The sequence below is a fragment of the Pseudomonas sp. Leaf58 genome (genome assembly GCF_003627215.1).
Lineage (GTDB): Bacteria > Pseudomonadota > Gammaproteobacteria > Pseudomonadales > Pseudomonadaceae > Aquipseudomonas.
The window spans coordinates 1035575-1055070 of the sequence record NZ_CP032677.1; the positions used below are offsets into that span (position 1 = coordinate 1035575).

Below are 19496 nucleotides of genomic sequence, written 5' to 3' on the forward strand. Positions count from 1 at the left end.
TCCAATGGACAAACTGATTATTACTGGCGGCGCTCGCCTTGACGGCGAGATCCGCATTTCGGGCGCGAAGAACGCAGCCCTGCCAATCCTGGCGGCGACCCTGCTGGCCGATGGCCCCGTCACCGTGGGCAACCTGCCGCACCTGCACGACATCACCACCATGATTGAGCTGTTCGGCCGCATGGGCATCGAGCCGGTGATCGACGAAAAGCTGGCGGTGGAGATCGACCCACGCACCATCAAGACCCTGGTGGCGCCTTACGAGCTGGTCAAGACCATGCGCGCCTCGATCCTGGTACTGGGGCCGATGGTCGCCCGTTTCGGTGAAGCCGAAGTGGCCTTGCCGGGCGGTTGCGCCATTGGCTCGCGCCCGGTCGACCTGCACATCCGTGGCCTCGAGGCCATGGGCGCGAAGATCGAAGTCGAAGCTGGCTACATCAAGGCCAAGGCGCCTGAAGGTGGCTTGCGCGGTGCGCACTTCTTCTTCGATACCGTGAGCGTCACCGGTACCGAGAACATCATGATGGCCGCAGCCCTGGCCAAGGGCCGCAGCGTGCTGCAGAACGCCGCGCGTGAGCCGGAAGTGGTCGACCTGGCCAACTTCATCAACGCCATGGGCGGCAACGTTCAAGGCGCGGGCACCGACACCATCACCATCGATGGCGTTGAACGCCTGGGCTCGGCCAACTACCGCGTGATGCCGGACCGTATCGAGACCGGCACTTACCTGGTCGCTGCTGCCGTAACCGGTGGCCGCGTCAAGGTCAAGGACACCGACCCGACCATCCTTGAAGCCGTATTGGAAAAACTCAAGGAAGCCGGCGCCGACATCACCACCGGTGAAGACTGGATCGAGCTGGACATGCACAACAAGCGGCCAAAAGCCGTCAACCTGCGTACCGCCCCGTACCCGGCGTTCCCGACCGACATGCAGGCACAGTTTGTCTCGCTGAACGCCATTGCCGAAGGTACTGGCGCAGTGATCGAGACAATCTTCGAAAATCGTTTCATGCACGTGTATGAAATGCACCGCATGGGCGCGCAGATCCAGGTCGAAGGCAACACAGCCATCGTCACTGGCGTCAAGGCGCTGAAAGGTGCCCCGGTAATGGCCACCGACCTGCGTGCTTCCGCCAGCCTGGTGCTGTCGGCGCTGGTTGCCGAAGGCGATACCCTCATCGATCGCATCTACCACATCGACCGTGGTTACGAGTGCATCGAAGAGAAGCTGCAGATGCTCGGCGCGAAGATCCGCCGCGTACCGGGTTAGTAGCCCGCTGGTACTGGCTGTGGGGCGGGCTTGCCGGCATCCACAGCCAGTGCCTAACGAATTGAATGTGGTCGGGCAACATACGCCCGGCTGGCAGTAGCCGCTTAAGGACCGACGTTCCAATGTTGACCATCGCGCTTTCCAAAGGCCGTATTCTCGACGATACCCTGCCGTTGCTGGCCGAGGCCGGTATCGTGCCTACCGAGAACCCGGACAAGAGCCGCAAACTGATCATTCCTACCACGCAGGACGATGTGCGCCTGCTGATCGTGCGTGCCACCGACGTGCCGACCTATGTCGAGCACGGTGCTGCCGACCTGGGTGTGGCCGGCAAGGACGTGCTGATGGAGTACGGCGGCCAGGGCCTGTACGAGCCCCTGGACTTGCAGATTGCCCAGTGCAAGCTGATGACTGCTGGCGTGGTCGGCGCACCTGAGCCCAAGGGCCGTTTGCGCGTGGCTACCAAGTTCGTCAACGTAGCCAAGCGCTATTACGCCGAACAGGGCCGCCAGGTCGACATCATCAAGCTGTATGGCTCGATGGAGCTGGCGCCGCTGATCAACCTCGCCGACAAGATCATCGACGTGGTCGACACCGGCAATACCCTGCGTGCCAACGGTCTGGAACCCCAGGAACTGATCGCCACGATCAGTTCGCGCCTGGTGGTCAACAAGGCCTCCATGAAAATGCAGCACGCGCGCATCCAAAGCCTGATCGACACGCTGCGCCAAGCGGTCGAATCGCGACACCGCGGCTGACACCTGCGCGCGACCTTCGCTGTCGCGCCCGTCTATCCGCGTCATAGCCATTTTTCTCGGGTGCCCGCGCGGATGGACTGGTAGCCTAGGGCGCCTGAGCATTCGCTAATAATCGAGGCCCTCGCCATGACCGTGTCCACTGCAATTGCCCGTCTCAACGCTGCTGATCCGGATTTCGCCCGACATCTGGATCATCTGCTGAGCTGGGAAAGTGTGTCCGATGACGCGGTCAACCAGCGCGTGCTCGACATCATCAAGGCCGTGCGCGAGCGTGGCGATGCGGCACTGGTGGAGTTCACCCAGCGTTTCGACGGCGTTGCCGCCAACAGCATCGATGACCTGATCCTCGGCCGCGAGCGCCTGGAACTGGCCCTGACCCGCATTACCCCGGCCCAGCGCGAAGCCCTGGAAAAGGCCGCCAACCGTGTGCGCATGTACCACGAGCGGCAGAAGCAGGACTCCTGGCAGTACACCGAAGCCGATGGCACCGTGCTTGGCCAGAAGGTAACCCCGCTGGACCGCGCTGGCCTGTACGTGCCGGGTGGCAAGGCCTCGTACCCATCGTCGGTGCTGATGAACGCCATCCCGGCCAAGGTTGCCGGGGTGACAGAAGTGGTGATGGTGGTGCCGACCCCGCGTGGCGAGGTCAATGAGCTGGTGCTGGCGGCTGCCTGCATCGCCGGTGTCGACCGTGTGTTCACCGTGGGCGGCGCTCAAGCCGTCGCCGCGTTGGCCTACGGTACTGAAAGCGTGCCGCAGGTGGACAAGATCGTCGGCCCGGGCAACATCTACGTCGCCACCGCCAAGCGCCACGTGTTCGGCCAGGTGGGCATTGACATGATTGCCGGCCCATCGGAAATCCTCGTGGTGTGCGACGGCCAGACCGACCCGGACTGGATCGCCATGGACCTGTTCTCCCAGGCCGAGCACGACGAAGACGCCCAGGCCATTCTGGTCAGCCCGGATGCCGCGTTCCTCGATCGCGTTGCTGCCAGTATCGACAGGTTGCTGCCGACCATGGAACGTGCCGAGATCATTGAAAAATCGATCAATGGCCGTGGCGCGCTGATCCAGGTACGTGACATGCAGCAGGCCATGGAAGTGGCAAACCGTATCGCACCGGAGCACCTGGAGCTGTCGGTGGCCGACCCGCAGGCTTGGTTGCCGCACATTCGCCACGCTGGCGCGATCTTCATGGGCCGCCACACCAGTGAAGCGCTGGGCGACTACTGCGCTGGCCCCAACCACGTACTGCCCACTTCCGGCACCGCACGTTTCTCCTCGCCACTGGGGGTGTATGACTTCCAGAAGCGTTCGTCGATCATCTTCTGTTCCGAGGAGGGTGCGTCCGAGCTGGGCCACACGGCCTCGGTCCTGGCCCGAGGCGAGTCGCTGACCGCCCATGCCCGCAGCGCTGAATACCGTATCCTGTCCCAAGAGAAGGGGAACTGAGCATGAGTCGATTCTGGAGCCCCTTCGTCAAGGACCTGGTGCCTTACGTGCCGGGCGAGCAGCCCAAGCTGGCCCGCCTGGTCAAGCTCAACACCAACGAAAACCCCTATGGCCCGTCGCCCAAGGCGCTGGAGGCCATGCGCGGTGAACTGAACGACAACCTGCGCCTGTACCCAGACCCGAACGGTGACCGGCTGAAGCAGGCGGTGGCTGAGTACTACGGGGTTACCCCGGCGCACGTGTTTGTCGGCAACGGCTCGGATGAGGTGCTAGCGCACATTTTCCACGGTTTGTTCCAGCACGATGCACCGCTGTTGTTCCCGGATATCAGCTACAGCTTCTACCCGGTCTACTGCGGCCTGTACGGCATCGCCTTCGAGCAAGTAGCGCTGGATGAACAGTTCCAGATCCGCATCGAGGACTACAACAAGCCCAACGCCGGCATCATCTTCCCCAACCCCAATGCACCGACCGGCTGCCTGATGCCGCTGCAGGTGGTGGAGCAGTTGCTGCAGGCCAACCGCGATTCGGTGGTGGTGGTCGATGAGGCGTACATCGACTTCGGTGGCGAAACTGCCATCAGCCTGGTGCACCGCTACGACAACCTGCTGGTTACCCAAACCTTGTCGAAGTCGCGCTCGCTGGCTGGGCTGCGGGTTGGCCTGGCAGTGGGCCACCCGGACCTGATCGAGGCGTTGGAGCGGATCAAGAACAGCTTCAACTCCTACCCGCTGGACCGTGCGGCGATCGTGGGTGCAGCGGTGGCGTTTGAAGACCGCGCGTATTTCGACGAAACCTGCCGCAAGGTGATCGACAGCCGCGAGGTGCTGGTCGGGCAGCTGCAGGCCAAGGGCTTCGAAGTGCTGCCATCGGCGGCCAACTTCATCTTCGCCCGCCACCCACAGCAGGATGCCGGCGAGCTGGCAGCACGCCTGCGCGAGCAGGGCGTGATCGTGCGCCACTTCAAACAGCCGCGCATCGCCCAGTTCCTGCGCATTACCATCGGCACGCCAGAGATGAACCAAGCGCTGCTCGATGCGTTGAACTGACGGTATCGCCAACTGCCGCACGCCGCCCCAGCAATCTTTGCATCAAAGCTGAAATCCTGGGGCCGCGTTGCGGCCCATCGCCCTCAAACCCTGCGCGTCCCTGTGGGAGCTGCCGGCGATGGGCTGCGTAGCAGCCCCAAGAACGCTGGCTTTACCGATTCGCTCGAGATCCAGTAAGCTGCGCCAATTCATCGGATGATTGGGTGAGTGTAATGCGTACCGAGTTGACCAAGCGCTCCCTGGTCGAACTGGCGGTTGAGCGCCTGCGCGAGCGTATCGTGCTGGGCGATTGGCTGGTCGGCCAGCGTTTGCCTACCGAGCCGGAACTGGCCCTGCAGTTGGGCATCAGCCGCAATACCGTGCGTGAAGCGATGCGCGTGCTGGCGTTCAGCGGCCTGGTGGAAGTCCGCCAAGGCGACGGCAGTTATCTGCGCACGGCCCAGGACCCGCTGCAGGCCGTGCAGGCGATGTCCCGTTGCACCGCCGAGCAGGCCCGTGAAACCCGTCACATCCTCGAAGCCGAGGCCATCGGCCTGGCCGCCTTGCGCCGTACGGATGCCGACCTGCAAACCCTGCATGACGCTTTGGCCAACAGTGCTGGGCACTTTCACGGTGATGTCGATGCCTATGTGGCCTGTGACCTGGTGTTCCACCAGCGGCTGGTGGATGCAGCCCACAACCCCGCCTTGAGCGAGCTGTACCGGTACTTTTCCGGGGTGGTGGCTGCCGCGCTGCAGCACAACATGGCGACCGTGCCACGCTGCCAGGCCACGTTCGACCTGCATGGGCAGATCCTCGACGCCATCGAGCAACGTGATGCGGAGCGGGCCAAGCGCCTGAGCCGCACCCTTATCGAATCCTGACCCCGAGAAGGCCATGGCTGAATCCATCACCCGTAATACCCCGCCGAGCGAGCGGAACCTCGATGAGTTGCTGATAGACGCCGAGGCTGACGACGAGCAGGTCCAGCACCAGCCGCCGCCGCTGCAGCGGCCCTGGCTGTTGTTGCTCGGCCTGGTGCTGGTGGCGTTGAACCTGCGCCCGGCACTGTCGAGCATGGCACCGGTGCTGGGCCAGGTAGCCGAAGGCCTGGGGCTCAATGCTTCGCAGGCAGGCTTGCTGACCACCTTGCCGGTGCTGTGCCTGGGCTTGTTCGCCCCCTTGGCGCCGCTGCTGGCGCGGCGCTTTGGCAGCGAACGGGTGATCCTCGGCATCCTGGTAACCTTGGCACTGGGTATTGTGTTACGCAGCAGCCTAGGGGCAACCGGGGTGTTTCTCGGCAGCCTGATGGCGGGGGCCAGTATCGGGATCATTGGCGTGTTGTTGCCGGGTATCGTCAAGCGCGACTTCCCGCAGCACGCTGGCGCGCTGACTGGGGTGTACACCATGGCTTTGTGCCTGGGTGCGGCCATGGCGGCGGGTGCCACAGTACCTTTGGCCCAGCATTTTAACGGCAGCTGGGCGTTGGGGCTGGGCTTTTGGGTGCTGCCGGCCCTGCTGGCCATGCTGGTATGGCTGCCGCAAGCCCGCCATGGCCATGGCCTGCACAAGGTGGCCTATCGGGTGCGTGGCCTGTGGCGTGACCCGCTGGCCTGGCAGGTGACCTTTTACATGGGCCTGCAGTCGTCGCTGGCCTACATCGTCTTCGGCTGGTTACCGTCGATCCTGATTGGCCGTGGCCTGAGCCCGACCGAGGCGGGGCTGGTGCTGTCGGGCTCGGTGATCGTGCAGTTGGTCAGCTCGCTCAGTGCGCCTTGGCTGGCCACGCGCGGCAAGGACCAGCGCCTGGCGATCGTGCTGGTCATGTTGATTACCTTGGCTGGCTTGTTCGGCTGCCTGTACGCACCGCTTTCCGGGCTTTGGGGTTGGGCGGTGGTGTTGGGCCTGGGGCAGGGCGGTACCTTTGCGCTGGCGCTAACCTTGATCGTGCTGCGCTCGAAGGATGCCCACGTGGCGGCGAACCTGTCGAGCATGGCCCAAGGGGTGGGCTACACGCTGGCGTCGTTGGGGCCGTTCGCGGTGGGCCTGGTGCATGACCTGACCGGGGGCTGGGCGGCAGTGGGTTGGATCTTTGCCGTGTTGGGGCTTGGCGCCATCGTGTTCGGGCTAGGGGCTGGGCGGGCTTTGCACGTGCAGGTGACCAGCGAAAGAGTTTGAAGCTGATGTTGGCAGCCCCGGCGATAGGGCCGGTACTGGTATAAGAAAGCGGGGCAGATTATCGTGCTGCTTTCTACCCCCAGGACGGACCAGCCCCCAATGAGCGACGCCAACCGCGACCTGATTACCCGTTTTTACCAGGCCTTCAAGCGCCTGGACGCCGAGGCCATGGTGGCCTGCTACAGCGACGATATCGTTTTCAGCGACCCGGTATTCGGCACCCTGCGCGGTAAGGATGCTGGCGATATGTGGCGAATGCTGACCTCGCGAGCAAAGGACTTCACCCTGACCTTCGACAACGTCCGCGCCGATGAGCGCACTGGTGGGGCGCACTGGGTGGCCACCTACCTGTTCAGCCAAACCGGCCGCACGGTGGTCAACGATATCCAGGCGCGTTTCGTGATCCGCGATGGGCTGATTTGCCAGCATGATGACCACTTCGACCTGTGGCGCTGGTCGCGGCAGGCGCTGGGCGTGCCCGGCATGCTGTTGGGCTGGTCGCCGCTGGTGCAGAACAAGGTACGCCTGCAGGCGTTCAAGGGGTTGCGCGCCTTCCAGCAGACTCAGGGCTGAGCGAAGTGGTCGAAACCGCTGTTGGCAAACCTTGGTATGTCTACCTGGTGCGGGCCGCCAATGGTTCGTTGTATTGCGGCATCAGCGATGATCCGCAGCGGCGCTTTCTGGCGCATCAGAAAGGGCAGGGCGCACGTTATTTCAAGACCAGCCCGGCCCAGGCACTGGTGTATGTGGAGCAATGGCCGGACAAGGGCGAGGCCCTGCGCCAGGAACGGCTGGTGAAGCGGCTGCGCAAGTCGGCCAAGGAGGCGCTGGTGGCATCTTATGGCGCCTCTACCGCGATCTAGCGCCGCTTCGCGCCCGATCGTCGGCAAGCCAACGCCCCCCCCGACCGTGAAGACCTCAAGGCCTGCGCAGTACCTGCGGGAGCTGGCTTACGGCGATGGGCTGCGCAGCAGCCCCGGGGTTATCAGTCCTTACGGCGTTTGAGCTGATCGACCAGGGTGGTCGGCAGCCCCTTGATGATCAAAGTCCCTGCTGCCTCGTCATACTCCACCTTGTCTCCCAGCAGATGCGCCTCGAAGCTGATCGACAGCCCCTCGGCGCGGCCGGTGAAACGGCGGAACTGGTTGAGGGTGCGCTTGTCTGCGGGAATTTCCGGCGACAGGCCGTAGTCCTTGTTGCGGATGTGGTCGTAGAACGCCTTTGGCCGGTCCTCGTCGATCAGGCTGGACAGCTCTTCCAGCGTGACCGGTTCGCCCAGCTTGGTCTGGGTAGTGGCGTATTCGACCAGGGTCTGGGTTTTTTCGCGGGCGGATTCTTCCGGCAGGTCTTCGCTCTCGACAAAGTCGCTGAAAGCCTTGAGCAGGGTGCGCGTTTCGCCTGGGCCGTCGACGCCTTCCTGGCAACCGATGAAGTCGCGGAAGTAATCGGAAACCTTCTTGCCGTTCTTGCCTTTGATAAACGAAATGTACTGTTTGGAGTTCTGGTTGTTCTTCCACTCCGAGAGATTGATGCGCGCCGCCAGGTGCAGCTGCCCAAGGTCGAGGTGACGCGAAGGTGTCACGTCGAGCTCGGCGTTCACTGCCACGCCTTCGCTGTGGTGCAGCAGGGCGATCGCCAGGTACTCGGTCATGCCTTGCTGGTAGTGAGCAAACAGGATGTGGCCGCCGGTGGACAGGTTGGACTCTTCCATCAGCTTTTGCAGGTGCTCCACAGCCACGCGGCTGAAGGCGGTGAAGTCCTTTTCTTGGTCCAGGTACTGCTTCAGCCAGCCGCTCAGCGGGTAGGCGCCCGACTCGCCGTGGAAAAAGCCCCAGGCCTTGCCTTGCTTGGCGTTGTAGCTGTCGTTGAGGTCGGCCAGCAGGTTTTCGATGGCGTCGGAGGCGGCCAGTTCTGAGTCGCGGGCATGCAGCACGGCGGGGCTGCCATCAGGCTTCTTGTCGATCAGGTGAACGATGCAATGACGGATTGGCATGAAATTCTCGGCGAGCTGCAAAAGGCGCCCAGTTTAACCTAGACACCAGGTGATGCAGTGGCCGGATGTTGGCAGAAATGCCGGTTGTTCGTTTTTTGTTCAGTTTTGTGCGTTTTAGGCTAAAACCCCCGAAAAACCTGCATTAAATCGAAGTGCGCAGCGGATATTTATCCGCTCCTGTGGTAGCTTTGCGCGGTCTTGTGCCCCCTCCTGTGGCGCATTGCTGGCAGCGTGCTGTCGTCGTGTCGAACCAAACGCCGATTTACGTATCTACATACGCGATTGGCGCGGCCCTCCACTTTCAGGGGCTGGCCCGATAACGTCGTCGTTCGCTGCATAACCATCGAATTTGATAGGGAAGGAACATCACCATGGCATTGACCAAAGACCAACTGATTGCCGACATCGCCGAATCGATCGCCGCGCCAAAAGCCACCGCCAAGAACGCACTGGAGCAACTGGGCCAGATCGTTGCCGACCAACTGGAAAACGGCGCTGAAATCACCCTGCCAGGCATCGGCAAGCTGAAAGTCTCCGAGCGTCCTGCCCGTACCGGCCGCAACCCTTCGACTGGCGCTGCCATCGAAATCGCTGCCAAGAAAGTCGTCAAGTTCGTTCCAGCCAAAGTGCTGACCGACGCCATCAACAAGTAATTGTTGCAGCGTTGAGCAAACCGCGCCCGGCTTGCCCGGGCGCGGTTTTTTTATGCCTGTGGTTTACGCCGGGCGTGCCAGGCCTGGCGCGCAGTGTCGTCCTGGAAGCTCCAGGCGACCATGCGGCTGTGTTTCTGCCCTTGGCCCATTTCGACAATGCGCACGGCCTTGGCGCCGGCCTTCTTCAGCGCGGCTTCGATGCCTGGCAGGTTGCTGGCCTTGGATACCAGGGTGGTAAACCACAGTACCCGCTCAGCGTATTGCACGCTTTCGCCAACCAGTTGGGTGACGAAGCGGATCTCGCCACCTTCGCACCACAGCTCATTGTTCTGCCCACCGAAGTTGAGCACCGGCAGCTTGCGCTTGGGGTCTTGCTTGCCGAGGTTCTTCCACTTGCGCTGACTACCCCGGGTGGCTTCGTCGCGCGAGGCATGGAAGGGCGGGTTGCACAGCGTCAGGTCGAAGCGTTCGTCCTCCTGCAGCAGGCCGCTGAGGATGTGCGCACGGTTGGTCTGTTGGCGCAGGTTGATGGCCTTGCCCAGGCCATTGGCCTGGACGATGGCTTTGGCCGACGCCAGGGCCAGCGGGTCGATGTCTGAACCGAGGAAGCGCCAGCGGTAGTCGCTGTGGCCCAGCAGCGGATAGATGCAGTTGGCGCCCACGCCGATGTCCAGTGCGCGCACCTGGGCACCCTTGGGGATCTCGCCGGCATTGTCATCGGCCAGCAGGTCGGCGGCAACGTGGATGTAGTCGGCGCGACCGGGAATGGGTGGGCACAGGTAGTCAGCGGGGATATCCCAGTGCTGGATACCGTACTGGGCCTTGAGCAAGGCACGGTTGAACACCCGCACCGCTTCGGGGTTGGCGAAGTCGATACTGGGTTTGCCGTGGGGGTTGGTGATGGTGAAGCGCGCCAGGTCAGGGTGGGCCTTGATCAGGCTGGGGAAGTCGTAGCGGCCTTGGTGGCGGTTGCGCGGGTGCAGGGTGGGTTTCTGGGTCATCGTTGGGTCCTGAAAAGCATCGCCGGCAAGCCAGCTCCCCCAGGTACAGCGCTTTCCTGTGGGAGCTGGCTTGCCGGCGATGGGCTGCTAAGCAGCCCGCTATGGCTTCACTTTTGATTACAGCGCAGCAATCCGCGCATGTTGCTCGGTGAAGTTGGCCAGGGCCTGCTCGGACTCAGCCAGCTTGGCGCGCTCCTTGTCGATCACTGCAGGCGGTGCCTTGTCGACGAAGGCGGCGTTGGACAGTTTGCCCCCCACGCGGGCCACTTCACCCTGCAGGCGCTGGATTTCCTTGTTCAGGCGCGCCAGCTCGGCATCCTTGTCGATCAAGCCGGCCATTGGCACCAGCACTTGCAGGTCACCGACCAGGGCGGTGGCCGACAGCGGTGCCTCGTCGGCATCGCCAAGCACGGTGAACGACTCGACCTTGGCCAGCTTCTTCAGCAGGGCTTCGTTTTCCTGCAGGCGACGCTGGTCGTCGGCGTTGGCGTTTTTCAGGAACAGCGGCAGTGGCTTGCCCGGGCCGATGTTCATCTCGGCGCGGATGTTGCGCAGGCCGACCATCAGCTCCTTGAGCCACTCGATGTCACCTTCGGCGGCAGCGTCGATGCGGCTTTCGTTGGCCACCGGCCACGGCTGCAGCATGATGGTCTTGCCTTGGATGCCGGCCAGCGGCGCGATGCGCTGCCAGATTTCTTCGGTGATGAACGGCATGAACGGGTGCGCCAGGCGCAGCGCCACTTCCAGCACGCGCACCAAGGTGCGGCGAGTGCCACGGGCGCGCTCGACCGGGGCGTTCTCGTCCCACAGTACCGGCTTGGACAGCTCCAGGTACCAGTCGCAGTACTGGTTCCAGATGAACTCGTACAGCGCCTGGCTGGCGAGGTCGAAGCGGAATTGCTCCAGCTGGCGGGTCACTTCGGCTTCGGTGCGCTGCAGCTGCGAGATGATCCAGCGGTCAGCCAGCGACAGCTCGTAGGCTTCGCCGTTCTGGCCGCAGTCTTCGCCCTTGTCCAGCACGTAGCGGGCAGCGTTCCAGATTTTGTTGCAGAAGTTGCGGTAGCCTTCGACGCGGCCCATGTCGAACTTGATGTCGCGGCCGGTAGAAGCCAGCGAGCAGAAGGTGAAGCGCAGGGCGTCGGTGCCGTAGCTGGCGATACCTTCGGGGAACTCAGCCTTGGTCTGCTTGGCGATCTTCTCGGCCAGCTTCGGCTGCATCATGCCGCTGGTGCGTTTTTCCAGCAGGGCGTCGAGGGTGATGCCGTCGACGATGTCCAGCGGGTCCAGTACGTTGCCTTTGGACTTGGACATCTTCTGGCCCTGGCCGTCACGCACCAGGCCGTGCACGTACACAGTCTTGAACGGTACCTGCGGGGTGCCGTCTTCGTTCTTGATCAGGTGCATGGTCAGCATGATCATGCGCGCAACCCAGAAGAAGATGATGTCGAAGCCGGTCACCAGCACATCGGTGGAGTGGAACTTCTTGAGGAACTCGGTCTGCTCCGGCCAGCCCAGGGTGGAGAAGGTCCACAGGCCCGAGCTGAACCAGGTGTCGAGCACGTCGTCGTCCTGGCGCAGGGCCACGTCGGCGCCCAGCTTGTGCTTGGCGCGCACTTCGTCCTCGTTGCGGCCGACATAGACCTGGCCGGCCTCGTCGTACCACGCCGGGATGCGGTGGCCCCACCACAGCTGGCGGCTGATGCACCAGTCCTGGATGTCACGCATCCAGGAGAAGTACATGTTTTCGTATTGCTTGGGCACGAACTGAATGCGGCCATCTTCCACGGCGGCGATGGCTGGCTCGGCCAGTGGCTTGGTGGAAACGTACCATTGGTCGGTCAGCCATGGCTCGATGACGGTGCCCGAACGGTCGCCTTTTGGCACCTTCAGGGCATGGTCGTCGATGCTCACCAGCAAGCCTTGTGCGTCCAGGTCGGCGACGATTTGCTTGCGCGCGACGAAACGATCAAGGTTGGCGTACTGGGCTGGCAGGCTGGTGTCGACCTGCTCGTTGACGCTGCCGTCGAGGTTGAAGGCCTGGGCGCTGGCCAGCACGAAGGCGTTCTTGTCGAAGATGTTCAGCAACGGCAGATTGTGGCGCTTGCCGACTTCGTAGTCGTTGAAGTCGTGAGCTGGGGTGATCTTAACGCAGCCGGTACCGAACTCAGGGTCGCAGTAGTCGTCGGCGATGATCGGGATGCGACGGCCCACCAGCGGCAGTTCGACAAACTTGCCGATCAGTGCCTGGTAGCGTTCGTCGTTCGGGTTGACCGCCACGGCGGCGTCACCCAGCAGGGTTTCTGGACGGGTGGTGGCAACCACCAGGTAGTCCTTGCCTTCGGCGGTCTTGGCGCCGTCGGCCAGCGGGTAGCGCAGGTTCCACAGGTGGCCCTTCTCGTCATGGTTTTCCACTTCGAGGTCGGAGATGGCCGTGTGCAGCTTGGTGTCCCAGTTGACCAGGCGCTTGCCGCGGTAGATCAGGCCGTCCTCGTGCAGGCGCACGAAGGCTTCTTTTACGGCTTCGGACAGGCCATCGTCCATGGTGAAGCGCTCGCGGCTCCAGTCTACCGACGAGCCCAGGCGGCGGATCTGGCGGCTGATGTTGCCGCCGGACTGGTCCTTCCATTCCCAGACTTTTTCCAGGAACTTTTCGCGGCCCAGGTCATGCCGGTTCTGGCCCTTGGCTTCGAGCTGGCGCTCGACCAGCATCTGCGTGGCGATACCGGCGTGGTCGGTGCCTGGCTGCCACAGGGTATCGCGGCCTTGCATGCGGCGGAAACGGATCAGGGCATCCATGATCGCGTTGTTGAAACCGTGGCCCATGTGCAGGCTGCCGGTCACGTTCGGCGGCGGGATCATGATGGTGTAGGACTCGCCTGCACCTTGTGGGGCGAAATAGTTCTCGGACTCCCAGGTGTTGTACCAGGAAGTTTCGATGGCGTGCGGCTGGTAGGTCTTATCCATGCGCGGCGGGACCCTGTGCATTTATTCGGGAAAGCCGGGAAGTATAACCAAGCTGGGGGCCGCAGGCGACAAGCTGCTGCTATCTGGCAGGGCAGAGGTGGCCTATGCGCGGGTAAACCCGCTCCTACAGGTACGGCGCAAGTCTCGAAGCTTGCGCAGGTCCTGTAGGAGCGGGTTTGCCCGCGAAGAAGGCTCCGCCGACTTTCTGTTTTACTCGGAACGTTTGATCAGCCGCTCGATCCGCGCATCCAGCCGGCGCTTGATCTCGTTCTCGATATGCGGGGTAAAGTCGTTGATCACATCCTGCATGATCATTTGCGCCGCCGCGCGCAGCTCGCTTTCCAGGTGCAGCAGGGTGTCTTGCCGGCGCGTTTGCGAGTCTTCCACTGGCTCGCTGGCCACAGGTTCAGCGGCAGGCGCAGGGTGCGCTTCTTCGCGCAACAGCGGAATCTGCTCCACCGTCTCGGTCAGCAGCGGTGGTTGCAGGTCGGCGTCGCCAAGCAACTGGCGAATTGACTCAAGGTCATCGAGCAGATGGGCGGATTCGGGTAGGGCGGAGGGTTTGTCCATCGTCGTCAAAGTCGCTGTAAGCGGTGGTCTTGCAGAGCATAGCCCTGTTCACGGTAGAAACGGAACCGCTCACGGGCCGATTGGCGGATGCCAGGCTCTTCGACGACGATTTCGGCCACCCGCTCGAACTGGCTGACGAAGCCCGGCACGCTGGCGCCCAGGTTGATCAGCAGGCCGTGGTGATCGCCGGCATTGTCGGCGGCCAGGCCCAATGCCACGCTGGCATCGGCTTGTACCTCCGCCAGGTCGTGGGGCACGAAGGCTTCGCCCTTGAAGCGCCACAGGCGTTGATCCAGCTCGCTGCGCTGCTCGGCATCCTGGCAGTGCAGGTAGACCCGGTGGCCAAGGCGCCAGGCCTTTTCGCACAGCTTGCAGGCGAAATCGAGCCGCGCCGACAGCGAGTCGGTGGGCAGGATGTAGAAGTCGACTTTGCTCATGGTGGTTTCGCCGGCCAGTGGCGCGCGGGGCGCCACCGGCGTCACGGCGTCAGGCGCCAGCGCGGTCCAGCAGGTACTGGGTCAGCAGGGGCACCGGGCGGCCGGTGGCGCCCTTGTCCTTGCCACCGCTGACCCAGGCAGTACCGGCAATGTCCATGTGCGCCCAGTCATAGGCTTTGGCGAAGCGCGACAGGAAGCAGCCAGCGGTGATGGTGCCAGCCTTGGGCCCGCCGATGTTGCCCATGTCGGCGAACGGGCTGTCCAGTTGTTCCTGGTACTCGTCGAACAGCGGCAGCTGCCAGGCACGGTCGTCGGCGCGCTTGCCGGCGTCGAGCAACTGGCCGACCAGGTCGTCGTTGTTGCCCATGAGGCCGGTGGTGTGGCTGCCCAAAGCAACGATGCAGGCGCCGGTCAGGGTGGCGATGTCGATTACTGCCTGCGGTTTAAAGCGCTCGGCGTAGGTCAGGGTGTCGCACAGCACCAAGCGGCCTTCGGCGTCGGTGTTGAGAATTTCGACGGTTTGGCCGCTCATGGTGGTGACGATGTCACCCGGGCGGGTGGCGCCGCCGCTCGGCATGTTCTCGGCGCAGGCCAACAGGCATACCAGGTTGATTGGCAGCTGCAGTTCGAGCACGGCACGCAGGGTGCCGAGCACGCTGGCGGCGCCGCACATGTCGTACTTCATCTCGTCCATGCCGGCACCGGGCTTGAGGCTAATGCCGCCGGTGTCGAAGGTAATGCCCTTGCCCACCAGCACGAATGGCTTGTCAGCCTTCTTGCCGCCCTGGTAGTTGAGCACGATCAGGCGAGGCGGCTGGTCGCTGCCCTGGCCCACGGCGTAGAACGCGCCCATGCCCAGGTCCTTGATTTTCTTCTCGTCCAGCACTTCGACCTTCAGCGCCTTGTGGCCCTTGCCCAGGTCCTTGGCCTGCTCGGCCAGGAAGCTTGGGTGGCACAGGTTGGGCGGCAGGTTGCCCAGGTCACGGGTAAAGGCCATGCCGGTGGCAATGGCGCTGGCGTGCTTGACGGCGCGCTCGACCTCAGCCTGGCCCGCCTTGCCGGCCAACAGGGTGACCTTTTTCAGGGCGCGCGGCTCGGCCTTCTGGCTTTTGAAGCGGTCGAATACGTAGGCGCCGTCGAGCAGGGTTTCGGCCAGCAGGCGGTACTTGCCGTAGTGGGCGTCGCGGTTGCTGACTGCGATGTCGTCCAGGGCCAGCACCGCATCAGCGCCGTTCAGCCCCTTGAGCACGCCGGCAACGCTGGTGACCAGTTTGCGCCAGGCGCGCTCGCCCAGAGCTTCGTCCTTGCCGCTACCCACCAGCAGCACGCGCTCGGCTTTCAGGCCCGGCAGGTTCTGCAGTAGCAGGGTCTGGCCCGGCTTGCCGGCCAGGTCGCCACGCTTGAGTACGGCGCTGATGGCGCCCTCGCTGGCCTCGTCGACGGCCTTGGCGACGGCGCCAAGCTTGCGGTTTTCCGCTACCGCAATAACCAGGGTGGCAGTTTTTACAGATGCAGCAGCTACGCTTTTTACAACCAGTTCCATGTCAGGGTCCCCGAATGATCGATACGTATGGCGCTGTGTGCTCCAGCGCTCTGGACGGGCCTGGCCGCGTCGTCGCGCACCAGTGGAAAAGCTGCCAGTTTGAGCCTGCGGCAAGCGCGCTGACAACCCCGATATGCGCCTTCATGCGCGGCCAAGTGACAGGGGCGACCAATCACAGGATAATGCGCGCACTTTACATGGAGGTTCGCCTTTGGCGAACCGGCATTGGTCTTGGATGTACTAAGTCATTGTTTGGCGCCATTGAATGGCAGTCCGCCCTGACAACCCAGGAGTGTCTGGTTTGATCGTCTTTCGTTATCTGTCCCGCGAGGTCCTGGTGACCTTGAGCGCCGTCAGCGCAGTGCTGCTGGTGATCATCATGAGCGGGCGTTTCATCAAATACCTGGCCCAGGCCGCCCAAGGCGTGCTCGACCCGAGCGTGCTGTTCCTGATCATGGGCTTCCGCATGCCGGGCTTCCTGCAGCTGATCCTGCCGCTGGGGCTGTTCCTCGGTATTCTCCTGGCGTACGGGCGGCTGTACCTGGAAAGCGAGATGACCGTGCTGTCGGCCACTGGCATGAGCCAGCAGCGCCTGCTGGGCCTGACCATGGCTCCGGCTGGCCTGGTGGCCGTGCTGGTGGCCTGGCTGAGCCTGAGCCTGGCGCCGCTGGGCGTAGCCCAGGTGCAGCAGATCATCAGCCAACAGGACGCCCTGACCGAGTTCGATACCCTGGTGCCCGGGCGCTTCCAGACCCTGCGCGACGGTTCGCGGGTGACCTATACCGAGCAGTTGTCGGACGATCGCGTCAACCTGGGCGGGGTGTTCATTTCCGAGAAGCGCTTCAACCAGGACAAGACCAAAGACCGCGCCCCCTCGGTGCTGGTTGCCGAAAAAGGCCACCAGGAAATCCAGGCGGACGGTAACCGCTACCTGGTCCTGGAGAACGGCTACCGCTACGACGGCAACCCTGGCCAGGCCGACTACCGGGCGATCAAGTACGACACTTATGGCGTGCTGTTGCCCAAGCCGGAAGTCAGTGAAGAAGTGACCGAGCGCGAAGCCATCCCTACCTCGCAACTGTTCGGCCAGGAGGGCTTGCGTGAGCGCGCCGAGCTGCAATGGCGGCTGTCGTTGCCCATTCTGGTGTTCGTCGTGACCCTGCTGGCGGTGCCGTTATCCCGGGTCAACCCGCGCCAGGGCCGCTTCCTCAAGCTGCTGCCGGCAATTCTTTTGTACATGGCTTACCTGACAATGCTGATTTCCGTACGCGGCGCCCTCGAGAAGGGCAAATTGCCGATCGCCTTGGGCATGTGGTGGGTGCATGGCCTGTTCCTGTTGATCGGCCTGGGGCTGATGTACTGGGAGCCGCTGCGTCTGAAGCTGGCCGCCCGCCGTGCGGAGGTGGCCCATGGCTAAGCTCGACCGCTATATCGGCCAGAGCGTGCTGCTGGCCATTCTGGCCGTGCTGGGGATCATCCTCGGCTTGGCCTCTCTGTTCGCCTTCATCGATGAGATGAGCGACCTGAGTGATACCTACACGGTGATGGAGGCGGGCAACTTTGTCCTGCTGACCGCCCCACGGCGCCTGTACGAAATGCTGCCGATGGCCGCGCTGATTGGCTGCCTGATCGGCCTGGGCAGCCTGGCCAGCAGCAGCGAACTGACCATCATGCGCGCCGCCGGGGTGTCCATCGGCCGTATCGTCTGGGCGGTGATGAAGCCGATGCTGGTGTTGATGCTGGTCGGCGTCCTGATTGGCGAGTACGTCGCCCCGGTAACCGAGAACAAGGCCCAGGCCGACCGTTCCCTGGCCCAGGGTGGTGGCGAGGCGCAGAGCTCCAAGCGCGGCATGTGGCACCGCCAGGGCGAAGAATTCGTGCACATCAACGCCGTGCAGCCCAATGGCTTGCTGTTGGGGGTGACCCGTTACCGTTTCGACAGCGAGCGCAAGATCGTCACCTCCAGTTTCGCCCGCCGTGCGCAGTACAACGACGATCACTGGCAACTGAGCGATGTTCGCACCACCTTCTTCCGGGGCGACCACACCGAAGTGGTCACGACGCCGGAAGAGCGCTGGGACGTTTCGCTCACGCCGCAACTGCTCAATACCGTGATCCTGGCGCCGGAGTCGCTCTCCATCACCGGGCTGTGGGATTACATCCACTACCTGTCCGATCAGGGCCTGAACAACGCCCGTTACTGGCTGGCGTTCTGGACCAAGGTGTTGCAGCCGATGGTGACCGCGGCGCTGGTACTGATGGCGATTTCGTTCATCTTCGGCCCACTGCGCTCGGTGACCCTCGGCCAGCGCGTGTTCACCGGTGTGCTGGTGGGCTTCGTGTTCCGCATCGGCCAGGACCTGCTGGGGCCGTCGAGCCAAGTGTTCGGTTTCCCGCCGCTGCTGGCGGTGGTGATCCCGGCGGGCATTTGTGCGCTGGCGGGTGTGTGGTTGTTGCGCCGGGCGGGTTGATAGCCTGAGCTGCCCAAAAAAGCCGACCCCAGGGTCGGCTTTTTCATGGGCTTTACCTGCCCCGGCCTCTTCGCGGGTAAACCCGCTCCTACAGGTACAGCGCAAGTTTCAAGAGCCGCACGATCCGTTTAGGAGCGGGTTTACCCGCGAAGAGGCAACACAACACTCAATTCATTTCTTCTGCTTCGGCACCCGCACCAGCTGGCTCTCGGAATAGATGTCATGCCAACCGCGCTTGCGCTTGTCGACCAGCACCCAGAAAAAGCCCAGCCCCAGGCACAGCCACGAAGCAATCGACACCACAAAGCGCAACAGCGCCTGCCACAGGCTGATGGCCGAGCCATCGGCGTTCTGCACCCGCACCCCCCACACCTGCATACCCAGAGTCTGCCCGCCATGGGTCCAGAACTTGGCAAAGAAGCCGAACAAGGCAAACAGCAGCACCGTCGACAGCAGCGGGTCGCCATCCAGGGCGCCGGCCTCGGTCAGCTCACGCATACGGGCTTCGCCGATGATCGCCATCTGAATCAGCTTGTAAGCGCCAGCAGTCACGATCAGCAGCGCCGTGCACAGCAAAAAGTCATAGAACATCGCCGCCAGGCGCCGGCCCAGGCCGGCTGGCGGAAAGTCACCCTGGGGTGTGAGCGAAGGCTTGGACATGCAGGACGACTCCAAAAGACGAAGCCGCTATTCTACGGGCAAAAAAAAGCCCCTGCACTTGGCAGGGGCTTTTCTTCGAAGTCGGGTTCGGCTTAGCCGAGGACCTGGACTTTGTCAGCCTGCAGGCCTTTCTGGCCCTGAACGGCTTCGAAGGTGACCTTCTGGCCTTCTTTCAGGCTCTTGAAGCCGTTGCCTTCAATAGCGCGGAAGTGCACGAACAGATCAGCACCGCTTTCTGGGGTGATGAAACCGTAACCTTTTTCGTCATTGAACCACTTGACGGTACCGTTCTGACGCTCAGCCATTGTCTTATTTCCTATGAAGCTTGAATTTTGATGACAGTTTCTTTTGCATTAATTAGTTAGCAAAAGATTACTGGGCTGGGTTGCAGGAAGTAAGAGACGTCGAACGGGTTGTAGCAAATCTCGGCTACTGGCCCAGGTCACGAACTGTTGCGACCCATGCAAACACAGTCCAGTGACTCTACGCCAACTCCTGAGCGAAAAACAAGCCCTTGG

General features: G+C 62.9%; 19 protein-coding genes. 11 read left to right on the top strand and 8 right to left on the bottom strand.

The annotated features are described in order from the left end of the window. Positions 1–4 precede the first annotated feature (4 nt). The 8 genes from murA (at position 5) to DV532_RS04900 (ending at position 7549) form a co-directional block, all read left to right on the top strand. The gene (murA, locus tag DV532_RS04865) at positions 5–1270 is read left to right on the top strand and encodes a UDP-N-acetylglucosamine 1-carboxyvinyltransferase (RefSeq protein ID WP_056795975.1); all 1266 of its coding nucleotides are present in this window, start codon (positions 5–7) and stop codon (positions 1268–1270) included. Between the two features lie 122 nt (positions 1271–1392). After that, positions 1393–2028, top strand: coding sequence for an ATP phosphoribosyltransferase (hisG, locus tag DV532_RS04870; RefSeq protein ID WP_056795978.1), 636 nt, complete (start codon positions 1393–1395; stop codon positions 2026–2028). Between the two features lie 126 nt (positions 2029–2154). Next, complete coding sequence (gene hisD, locus DV532_RS04875; protein ID WP_056795980.1) at positions 2155–3480, top strand: histidinol dehydrogenase; 1326 nt, start codon at positions 2155–2157, stop codon at positions 3478–3480. Between the two features lie 2 nt (positions 3481–3482). Beyond that, positions 3483–4529 carry a histidinol-phosphate transaminase gene (hisC, locus tag DV532_RS04880; RefSeq protein WP_056795983.1) on the top strand — a complete coding sequence of 349 codons (1047 nt, stop codon included), beginning with the start codon at positions 3483–3485 and terminating at the stop codon, positions 4527–4529. A 212-nt stretch (positions 4530–4741) separates the two neighbouring features. After that, positions 4742–5392 carry a FadR/GntR family transcriptional regulator gene (locus DV532_RS04885; RefSeq protein ID WP_056795991.1) on the top strand — a complete coding sequence of 217 codons (651 nt, stop codon included), beginning with the start codon at positions 4742–4744 and terminating at the stop codon, positions 5390–5392. 13 nt (positions 5393–5405) lie between these two features. Continuing rightward, positions 5406–6686 (top strand): MFS transporter, encoded by a 1281-nt coding sequence (locus tag DV532_RS04890; RefSeq protein WP_056795994.1) that lies wholly within the window; start codon positions 5406–5408, stop codon positions 6684–6686. 99 nt (positions 6687–6785) lie between these two features. Beyond that, on the top strand, positions 6786–7259 hold the full coding sequence (locus DV532_RS04895; protein WP_056795997.1) for a nuclear transport factor 2 family protein: 474 nt from the start codon (positions 6786–6788) through the stop codon (positions 7257–7259). Next, positions 7256–7549, top strand: coding sequence for a GIY-YIG nuclease family protein (locus DV532_RS04900; RefSeq protein WP_056796714.1), 294 nt, complete (start codon positions 7256–7258; stop codon positions 7547–7549). Before DV532_RS04895 ends, DV532_RS04900 begins: the two co-directional genes overlap by 4 nt. A 122-nt stretch (positions 7550–7671) precedes the next feature. Here the strand turns inward: DV532_RS04900 and yejK are convergent, their stop codons facing one another. Then, complete coding sequence (gene yejK, locus DV532_RS04905; protein ID WP_056796717.1) at positions 7672–8679, bottom strand: nucleoid-associated protein YejK; 1008 nt, start codon at positions 8677–8679, stop codon at positions 7672–7674. Between the two features lie 371 nt (positions 8680–9050). Here yejK and DV532_RS04910 point away from each other — a divergent pair, with 371 nt between their 5' ends. Then, positions 9051–9332: an HU family DNA-binding protein gene (locus DV532_RS04910; protein WP_003255106.1), complete on the top strand. Its 282-nt coding sequence runs from the start codon at positions 9051–9053 to the stop codon at positions 9330–9332. Positions 9333–9382: 50 nt separating this feature from the next. Here DV532_RS04910 and rlmF read toward each other — a convergent pair whose 3' ends face one another. The 5 genes from rlmF to DV532_RS04935 form a co-directional block, all read right to left on the bottom strand. Continuing rightward, positions 9383–10333: a 23S rRNA (adenine(1618)-N(6))-methyltransferase RlmF gene (gene rlmF / locus DV532_RS04915; RefSeq protein WP_056796000.1), complete on the bottom strand. Its 951-nt coding sequence runs from the start codon at positions 10331–10333 to the stop codon at positions 9383–9385. Positions 10334–10450: 117 nt separating this feature from the next. Then, positions 10451–13297 (bottom strand): valine--tRNA ligase, encoded by a 2847-nt coding sequence (locus DV532_RS04920; protein ID WP_056796003.1) that lies wholly within the window; start codon positions 13295–13297, stop codon positions 10451–10453. Between the two features lie 210 nt (positions 13298–13507). Then, positions 13508–13867 (bottom strand): hypothetical protein, encoded by a 360-nt coding sequence (locus tag DV532_RS04925; protein ID WP_056796006.1) that lies wholly within the window; start codon positions 13865–13867, stop codon positions 13508–13510. Positions 13868–13872: 5 nt separating this feature from the next. Next, positions 13873–14304, bottom strand: a complete 432-nt coding sequence (locus DV532_RS04930) for a DNA polymerase III subunit chi (protein ID WP_056796720.1) — start codon at positions 14302–14304, stop codon at positions 13873–13875. Between the two features lie 49 nt (positions 14305–14353). Continuing rightward, the gene (locus DV532_RS04935) at positions 14354–15847 is read right to left on the bottom strand and encodes a leucyl aminopeptidase (RefSeq protein ID WP_056796009.1); all 1494 of its coding nucleotides are present in this window, start codon (positions 15845–15847) and stop codon (positions 14354–14356) included. A gap of 301 nt (positions 15848–16148) precedes the next feature. On the opposite strand from DV532_RS04935, the gene lptF reads away from it, so the two are divergent. Together lptF and lptG are read left to right on the top strand one after the other, a co-directional pair. After that, positions 16149–17264, top strand: a complete 1116-nt coding sequence (gene lptF / locus DV532_RS04945) for an LPS export ABC transporter permease LptF (protein WP_056796014.1) — start codon at positions 16149–16151, stop codon at positions 17262–17264. Next, positions 17257–18318, top strand: coding sequence for an LPS export ABC transporter permease LptG (lptG, locus tag DV532_RS04950; RefSeq protein ID WP_056796017.1), 1062 nt, complete (start codon positions 17257–17259; stop codon positions 18316–18318). Before lptF ends, lptG begins: the two co-directional genes overlap by 8 nt. A gap of 171 nt (positions 18319–18489) precedes the next feature. Here the strand turns inward: lptG and DV532_RS04960 are convergent, their stop codons facing one another. Beyond that, positions 18490–18978, bottom strand: a complete 489-nt coding sequence (locus tag DV532_RS04960) for an RDD family protein (protein ID WP_056796021.1) — start codon at positions 18976–18978, stop codon at positions 18490–18492. A gap of 92 nt (positions 18979–19070) precedes the next feature. Next, positions 19071–19283 (bottom strand): cold-shock protein, encoded by a 213-nt coding sequence (locus DV532_RS04965; protein WP_012316046.1) that lies wholly within the window; start codon positions 19281–19283, stop codon positions 19071–19073. Positions 19284–19496 lie beyond the last annotated feature (213 nt).